This window comes from Pseudomonas sp. NPDC089569, from assembly GCF_050280625.1.
Classification (GTDB): domain Bacteria; phylum Pseudomonadota; class Gammaproteobacteria; order Pseudomonadales; family Pseudomonadaceae; genus Aquipseudomonas.
In genome coordinates this window covers 20,758-27,827 of record NZ_JBNNVQ010000078.1, presented here as the reverse complement: position 1 = coordinate 27,827, position 7,070 = coordinate 20,758, and the positions used below count along the sequence as shown (strand labels likewise).

5 protein-coding genes and 1 pseudogene are annotated in these 7,070 nt (G+C 60.8%); all 6 read right to left on the bottom strand.

All coding sequences use genetic code 11. The annotated features are described in order from the left end of the window. Window positions 1–166, bottom strand: a 166-nt coding sequence (locus ACQKP2_RS23675) for a transglycosylase SLT domain-containing protein (RefSeq protein WP_427579950.1), incomplete at its 3' end; no start/stop codon positions are given. After that, window positions 93–1,172, bottom strand: a pseudogene (locus tag ACQKP2_RS23670) (ABC transporter permease); the annotation flags it as partial. The gene ACQKP2_RS23675 and the pseudogene ACQKP2_RS23670, both read right to left, overlap by 74 nt. A 167-nt stretch (window positions 1,173–1,339) precedes the next feature. After that, entirely contained in the window at window positions 1,340–2,383 is a 1,044-nt protein-coding gene (locus ACQKP2_RS23665; protein WP_427579948.1) for an ABC transporter substrate-binding protein, read from the bottom strand. Between the two features lie 43 nt (window positions 2,384–2,426). Next, complete coding sequence (locus tag ACQKP2_RS23660; RefSeq protein WP_427579946.1) at window positions 2,427–3,551, bottom strand: ABC transporter ATP-binding protein; 1,125 nt, start codon at window positions 3,549–3,551, stop codon at window positions 2,427–2,429. Window positions 3,552–3,928: 377 nt separating this feature from the next. After that, a complete protein-coding gene (locus ACQKP2_RS23655; RefSeq protein WP_427579944.1) occupies window positions 3,929–4,558 on the bottom strand; it encodes a response regulator in 630 nt (209 codons plus the stop codon). 61 nt (window positions 4,559–4,619) lie between these two features. Further along, window positions 4,620–7,016: a PAS domain-containing sensor histidine kinase gene (locus ACQKP2_RS23650; RefSeq protein ID WP_427579942.1), complete on the bottom strand. Its 2,397-nt coding sequence runs from the start codon at window positions 7,014–7,016 to the stop codon at window positions 4,620–4,622. Window positions 7,017–7,070 lie beyond the last annotated feature (54 nt).

Genomic DNA, 7,070 nt, shown 5'->3' with positions numbered 1-7,070 from the left:
CGTAGACGTTCGCCACGCCCATCTCGCGGGCGGTGTCGGGCATCAACTGCATCAGGCCGCCGGCGCCCTTGGGCGACAGGGCGCTGGCGTTGTAGAAACGCCGGGGTGATGTAGTAGCCGATGGCAAGGATGAACACCAACAGGCAACCGGCGCCGACACCGGCATAGGTCTGCGGGAAGTACACCCGCCAGAAGCTGGCGAATGGATGGCAACCCAGGGAGATGGCGGCACGCATGTAGGTCGGCGAGATGCCCTTCATCACGCTGTAGATCGGCAGGATCATGAACGGCAGCAGGATGTGGACCATGGAGATGTAGACACCGATGCGGTTGAACACCAGCTCTACCGGTTTATCGATGATGCCCATCGCCATCAGGCCGGTGTTGATCAGGCCGCCCGACTGCAACAGAACGATCCACGCCGCGACACGCACCAGGATCGAAGTCCAGAACGGCAACAGCACAAGAATCATCAACAGGTTGCTTTGCCGCGCCGGCAGGTTCGCCAGCAGGTAAGCCAACGGATACGCGAGCACCACGCAGATCAGGGTGATGATCAGGCCCATCCAGAAGGTACGGGCGAAGATGTCGAGGTAGATCGCCTGGTCGGGCGTGGCCGGCGCCAGTTCACCGAGATCGTCGATGCGGTGATCGACGGCAGCCAGCAAGTAGAACGGTGTGATGCTGCTGGTGTTGCGGCGCACGGCTTGCCAATAGGCAGGATCGCCCCAGCGCTCGTCGAGGCCCTCCAGCGCTTCTTTATAAGAGGCCGGTTCCGAGGCGAACGGCAAGCTGCGCGCGGTTTTGGTCAACAGGCTGCGGTAGCCGGCCAACTCCATGTTCAAGCGCTTGGACAAGTCGCCCAAGGTCTGGTTTTTGCGGGCGTCGGCGAGGTCTTCACTGGCGGCCTTGTAGACCGGCTCGGCAGGTAGACCGCGACCGTCCCATTGAGCAATGGCTGCCACGGTGCGCGGCATGCCGCCGACCACTTCCGGGTTGCCGACGCTCTTGTAGAGCAGCGCCACGATTGGCACCAGGAACACCAGCAACAGAAACAGCACCAACGGCGCGATCAGGGCCTGGGCCTTCCAGCGGTTGACCCGCTCGGCGTGCTTGAGCCGCTGCTTCAAGGTGGGGTCAGTGCCCGCGTTCGCGGGAACGGCGATAGCCATGGCGTACTCCGAAAATCTTTGATCGTTACAGAGGGGACATCTCCCCCCCTGTAGGAGCGAGGCTTGCCCGCGAAAACGTCGGCACTTTCAACATCGATGTTGACTGCCACACCGCCTTCGCGGGCTAGCCTCGCTCCTACAGAGGAGGCAGGCCTGCAGGGGCGGTCTTACTTGGCAGCCCAGGCGTTGAAGCGCTGTTCCAGTTGCTCGCCGTTGTCAGCCCAGAAGGTGACGTCGATCTGAACCTGGTTGGCAATGTTTTCCGGGGTGGTCGGCATGTCCTTCAGGATGTCCTTGGACAGCAACGGTACGGCTTGGGTGTTGGCCGGGCCGTAGGCGATGTTTTCCGAGTAGGTCTTCTGCTGCTGTGGCTGCACCGAGTAGGCGATGAACTTCTTCGCAGCATCCGCGCGCGCCTTGTCCAGGCCTTTTGGAATGGCCCACGCATCGAAGTCGTAGATGCCGCCGTTCCATACCACTTTCAGGTTGCTTTCTTTCTGTACGGCAGCGATACGGCCGTTGTAGGCCGAACTCATGACCACGTCACCGGAAGCGAGGTACTGCGGCGGTTGTGCGCCGGCTTCCCACCACTGGATGTTGGGTTTGAGCTCGTCAAGCTTTTTGAACGCACGGTCCTGACCATCCTTGCCGGCCAGCACTTTGTAGACGTCCTTAGGCGCAACGCCGTCTGCCATCAGCGCGAATTCCAGGGTGTACTTGGCGCCCTTGCGCAGGCCACGCTTGCCCGGGAATTGCTTGGTGTCCCAGAAATCCGCCCAGCTGGTCGGTGCGGTTTTCAGCTTATCGGCGTTGTAGGCCAACACAGTCGACCATACGAAGAAACCTACGCCGCATGGCTGGATGGCACCCTTGACGTAGTCTTCAGTCTTGCCGAACAGGGCCGGGTCCAATTGCTCGAACATGTCTTCGTCACAACCACGGGACAGCTCCGGCGACTCTACTTCCACCAGATCCCAGGACACGCTCTTGGTGTCGACCATGGCTTTGACCTTGGCCATCTCACCGTTGTACTCGCCCGCCACGATCTTGCCGTTGCCCGCTGCTTCCCACGGTGCGTAGAAGGCCTTGACCTGTGCCGCCTTGTTCGCACCGCCAAAGGACACCACGGTCAGGTCGGGGCCAGCGGCCATTGCGTGGGACGCACCGATCATGCCCATGACAAGCGCTGTGAGTTTCAGGGATTTCAACATTGATATTGTTCTCCACGTGCAGGTTGGTGAAGCAGAAGGGCGATCAATTCGCCTCTAGAAGTGGGTCGAGCGCACGAACGTGTTCGACCTGCCAGCCAAGCGGTACCACGTCACCGACCGCGAGCGCCGGATCGAGCTCGGCAATCGGTTGTTTCACGAAGAAGTCGGTCTTGCCACAGACTTCCAGGCGAACCCGGACGTGGTCGCCCAGATAGATGAATTCCGCCACCCTTCCCGAGAAGCGGTTGACACATTGTTCGGTAGCACCGTTGAGGCTCACGCGCTCCGGGCGAATGGACAAGGTCACCGGCTCACCGGTCTTGCCGACATTCACGGCCAACGCTTCAACTTTTTCACCGCGCCCCAGTTCGACCACACAGCGGTCGCCGGTCTGACTGTGCAGACGACCGCTGAGTCGATTGTTTTCACCGATGAAGTTGGCCACGAAGGTGTTTCGCGGCTCCTCGTACAACGTACGCGGTGGCGCGATCTGCTGGATCTCGCCCTGGTGGAACACCGCCACACGGTCGGACATGGTCAAGGCTTCGCCCTGGTCGTGGGTCACGTAGACCACCGTCACACCCAGGCGCTGGTGCAGGTGCTTGATTTCCATCTGCATATGTTCACGCAGTTGCTTGTCGAGTGCGCCAAGAGGTTCATCCATCAGCACCAGTTGCGGCTCGAACACCAGGGCACGGGCCAAGGCCACACGCTGCTGCTGACCGCCGGACAGTTGTGCCGGGTAACGCTGGGCAAAGGCGTCGAGCTGCACCATGCTCAGCACACGCTTGACCTTGGCAGTGATATCGCTCTTGTTCAGGCCGCGCACGGTCAAGGGGAACGCCAGGTTCTCGGCGACCGTCATGTGCGGGAACAGCGCGTAGTTCTGGAACACCATGCCGATGTCACGCTTATGCGGCGGCACGTTATTGATCGAACGCCCGGCCAGCAGGATCTCACCCGCGGTCGGCGTTTCGAAACCGGCGAGCATCATCAGGCTGGTGGTCTTGCCGGAGCCGGACGGCCCGAGCAACGTGAGGAATTCGCCTTTGCGAATCTCCAGGTTGAGGTCCTTGACGATCAGGTTCTCGCCATCGTAGCTCTTCTGCACTCCACGAAAGCTGACCAGAACATCATTGGTCCCTGCGCTTGAATCGACCTGGCTCATACCCACACCTTTGTTGTTGATGACTGCTGTCGACTAAGCCTAGTGGACACCGCAGACCACGCAAATCGGGGTGCAAGAGAGAATCGCCTCAGCCGGATGGAAGGTTGGGGGTAGGGATTGCCCTACAAGGATGGCGCGTTTTGGCACGCGCACGGCAAATGGCCAGCCGCCAGCCACAGTAGCCAGTCAAAACAGCTCTTTACGAATGTCGCAAATGGATATGGCGATGCGCCCCCTCCCTGTAGGAGCCAGGCTTGCCGGCGATGGCGATCTCACGGACGCCTTCGCCGGCAAGCTTGGCTCCTACAGACGAAGGCGTCTTTGAGATCGCTATCGCCGGCAAGCCTGGCTCCTACGGGGGGGGGGCAGGTATGTTTTTAGAGGAGTTTGTGTTCCATCGCGTACTTCACCAGCTCCGCCAGGGAAGTGATGTTGAGCTTCTGCATCAACCGCGCCTTGTGGGTGCTGATCGTCTTGCTGCTCAAGGCCAGTTGCTGGGCGATGTCGTTGACGTTGGCGCCTTGGGCCAGGCGTTCGAACACGGAAAACTCGCGCTCGGAAAGCAATGAGTGCAAAGGCCGCGAATCAGTGAGGCCGACCTCGAAGACCATGCGGTCAGCCAGTTCCGGATCGATGTAACGCCCGCCTGCCGCCACCCGGCGGATGGCCGTCAGCAACAGGGCCGGATCGCTGTCCTTGGTCGCGTAGCCTGCGGCACCGATCTTCAAGGCCCGGGCCGCCATCTGCGCCTCATCGTGCATCGACAGCACCAGGATCAGGGGAGGATTGTTCAGCGCACGAATCCTTGGAATGGCTTCGAGGCCATTCACACCCGGCATGGAGATATCGAGCAAAACGACTTCGCAGGGCACATGCCGCAAGGTTTCAAGCAACTGCTCGCCGTTGCTCGCCTCCCCCACCACTTGCAGGTCCTTGGCCAGGCCAATCAACTGCTTGATGCCTTCGCGCACGATGGTGTGGTCTTCGGCTACCAGAACACGGATCACGTTCTTCTCCAGATTCAAGATCTATCGCAAGCAGGCTCGCTCCCACAGGGACCGCCACTCTTCAGACTTCATCCAACGGCACTCGCACATTCAGGGTCGTGCCCTCACCCGGCTCACTGTCCAGCGACAACTGCCCGCCCATGATCAGCACACGCTCGCGCATGCCCACCAACCCGAACGATGTCGGCCTGTCAGCCGCAACGACAAATCCTACGCCATCATCGCTGACCGTCAGACACAATTCGTCGCCTTCCAGCGCCAGCATCAGCTCGACAGTATGCGCCTGGGCGTGACGCATGACGTTGGTCAATGCCTCCTGAAGGATTCGAAACAGGCCAATGGCCTTCGCATCGCTGAGCATCGGCAAGTTATCCGGCACCTGCACCAGACACGGAATGTGCGTACGCGCCTCAAAGCGGCGGGCCTGCCACTCGATAGCCGAAGCAATCCCGGCATCGAGAATCGGAGGACGCAGCGCCGTCGCCACATCGCGCACCAACTGGAACAGCTGGGCGATCAGGCGCTTCATGCTGTTCAGGCGTTCGTGCAGCCCCGGATCGAGTTGCGCGTAGGCCAGTTCACACATGGACGTTTCCAGCTTGAGCACGGTCAACATCTGCCCCAGTTCATCATGGACTTCCCGGGCAATGCGCGCCTTTTCTTCTTCGCGCACACTCTCAAGGTGTGCGGACAACTCGCGTAACTGCTCCCGTGAGCTGGCCAGCTCCAGCTCGATCCGCTTGCTCTCGCTGATGTCCCAGACAATGCCGTCCCATACGTAGGTACCTTCCTCAAGCTGACGGGTAATCGCCTTGATTTCCGCCCAGCGCTGCTCGCCCTGGCGCGTGAGAATTCGCCCTTGCCAGGACCAGTCACTGTCGGTGTCCAGCGCATGGTCCTGGGTCTGGTGATAGCTGGCCTTGTCGTCCGGATGCACCAGGCTGCGCAGGCCTTTGTCACGATGGGCCAGGACGGCCGGCGAATAGCCCACCAGGTTTTCGCTGCCCTCGCTGATGTAGGCAAAGTCGATCTGCCCGGTGACCGGAGCCCGCTCCAGGCGAAAAACAAGACCCGGCACATTCGCCGCGATCCCCTGCAAACGCGCCTCGCTTTCCTGCAACGCGGCCAGGGCACGACGGCGCTCAGTCACATCGGTGAGGTAGACCACCAGGTACTCGCCATCGCGAAAACGCAGGAAGCTCAACGAAACGTCGGCCGGCAGGATGCTGCCATCGGCTCTCAGGCAGTTGGTTTCAAAGCTTTGCGGTGACTCGTCGCTGGCCCTGGCGCGTTTCCACAGGTTCAACCAGCGGTCCATGTGCAGTCCGGGCTCGAAGTCGATCAAGGGCCGGTCGATGATCCCGTCGGCGGGATACCCAAGCATGGTTTCGGCGGCGCGGTTGGCGTAGCGCACATGACTGTCCCAGTTGACCCAAAGGATGCCCACGGTGCTCTGGTCGATTGAGAATTGCGTGAGTCGCAAGGCTTCCTCGCTGGCTGCACGCTGGGCGATATCCTGGTGCGCTGCAGCCAGCCGCTGCTCAAGGCTGTGTTGCTGGCGGCGCTGCCAGAACACGATGGCCATGCCGCTCAGGCCCAGCACCAACAACAGCAGACAGAGATTTTTCCAGAACCCCGGAGACTCGGTCAGGCGCGGATACTTGGGTTGCAGCCATTGGTTGTGCAAGGCTTCCAGTTCCTTGGCCGGGATCGCCCTCAGCGCCGCCTCGACGATGTCAGCCAGCGCAGGTTCGTCCCGGCGAGTGGCCACCCGCAGCAACTGGGGCAAACCGACATCCCCCACGACCACCAGCCCCGAGAACTCCGGTTCAATGGACAGACGCCCCAATTGGGCTTCATCGACCACGGCGTAACCGGCTTGCTGACTCAACAGCAATTGCAGCGCCTGACGCTCCATCGGTACACCCTGCAGATTCAGGTGCGGGTAGTTGCTGCGCAGGTAATCGGCCGTGACGCTGGGCATGCGCACGGCCACACGGGTCTGGCTGTCGAGTTTCTCAAGCTCAACCGCGCCCGTGCTTTTCTGGTCGCTGACCACCAGTTGCGGCACTCGCATGTACGGATCGGAAAACTGCCACAGACGCAAGCCGTCAGGGGTTTGCGTCAACCCCGGGGCGATGTCGATTTCACCCGCTCGCGCAGCGGCTTCAAGCTGTTCAAGGTCAGGGTAGTTTCGCCAGCTCAGCTCGACCTTCAATGATCTGGACAGCCACTTCATCAACTCGACGTTGACCCCGGACAAGCGCTGCAATCGACGATCGTACTGCGCGTAAGGCGCTTGCAGTACGAGCCCGACCCGCAACTCACCCTGCTGCGCCAGCCATTGCTGTTGTTTGGGTGACAGGACCGCAACATGCGCTGGCGGCACGACCGCCGCCCAACCCATCAAGGGAAACCACAAACAGCCGATAACCCACAGGCAGCGAAAACGCATCATCGAAATCTCGCACACTGACAAATACTGACCAACCTATTAGGCTGCCGGAATAAT

What these genes read in the sequence shown, in the direction of transcription:
- ACQKP2_RS23660 (WP_427579946.1), bottom strand. Translation starts at nt 3,551, where the DNA reads ATGAGCCAGGTCGATTCAAGCGCAGGGACCAATGATGTTCTGGTCAGC.
- ACQKP2_RS23665 (WP_427579948.1), bottom strand. Translation starts at nt 2,383, where the DNA reads ATGTTGAAATCCCTGAAACTCACAGCGCTTGTCATGGGCATGATCGGT.
- ACQKP2_RS23650 (WP_427579942.1), bottom strand. Translation starts at nt 7,016, where the DNA reads ATGATGCGTTTTCGCTGCCTGTGGGTTATCGGCTGTTTGTGGTTTCCC.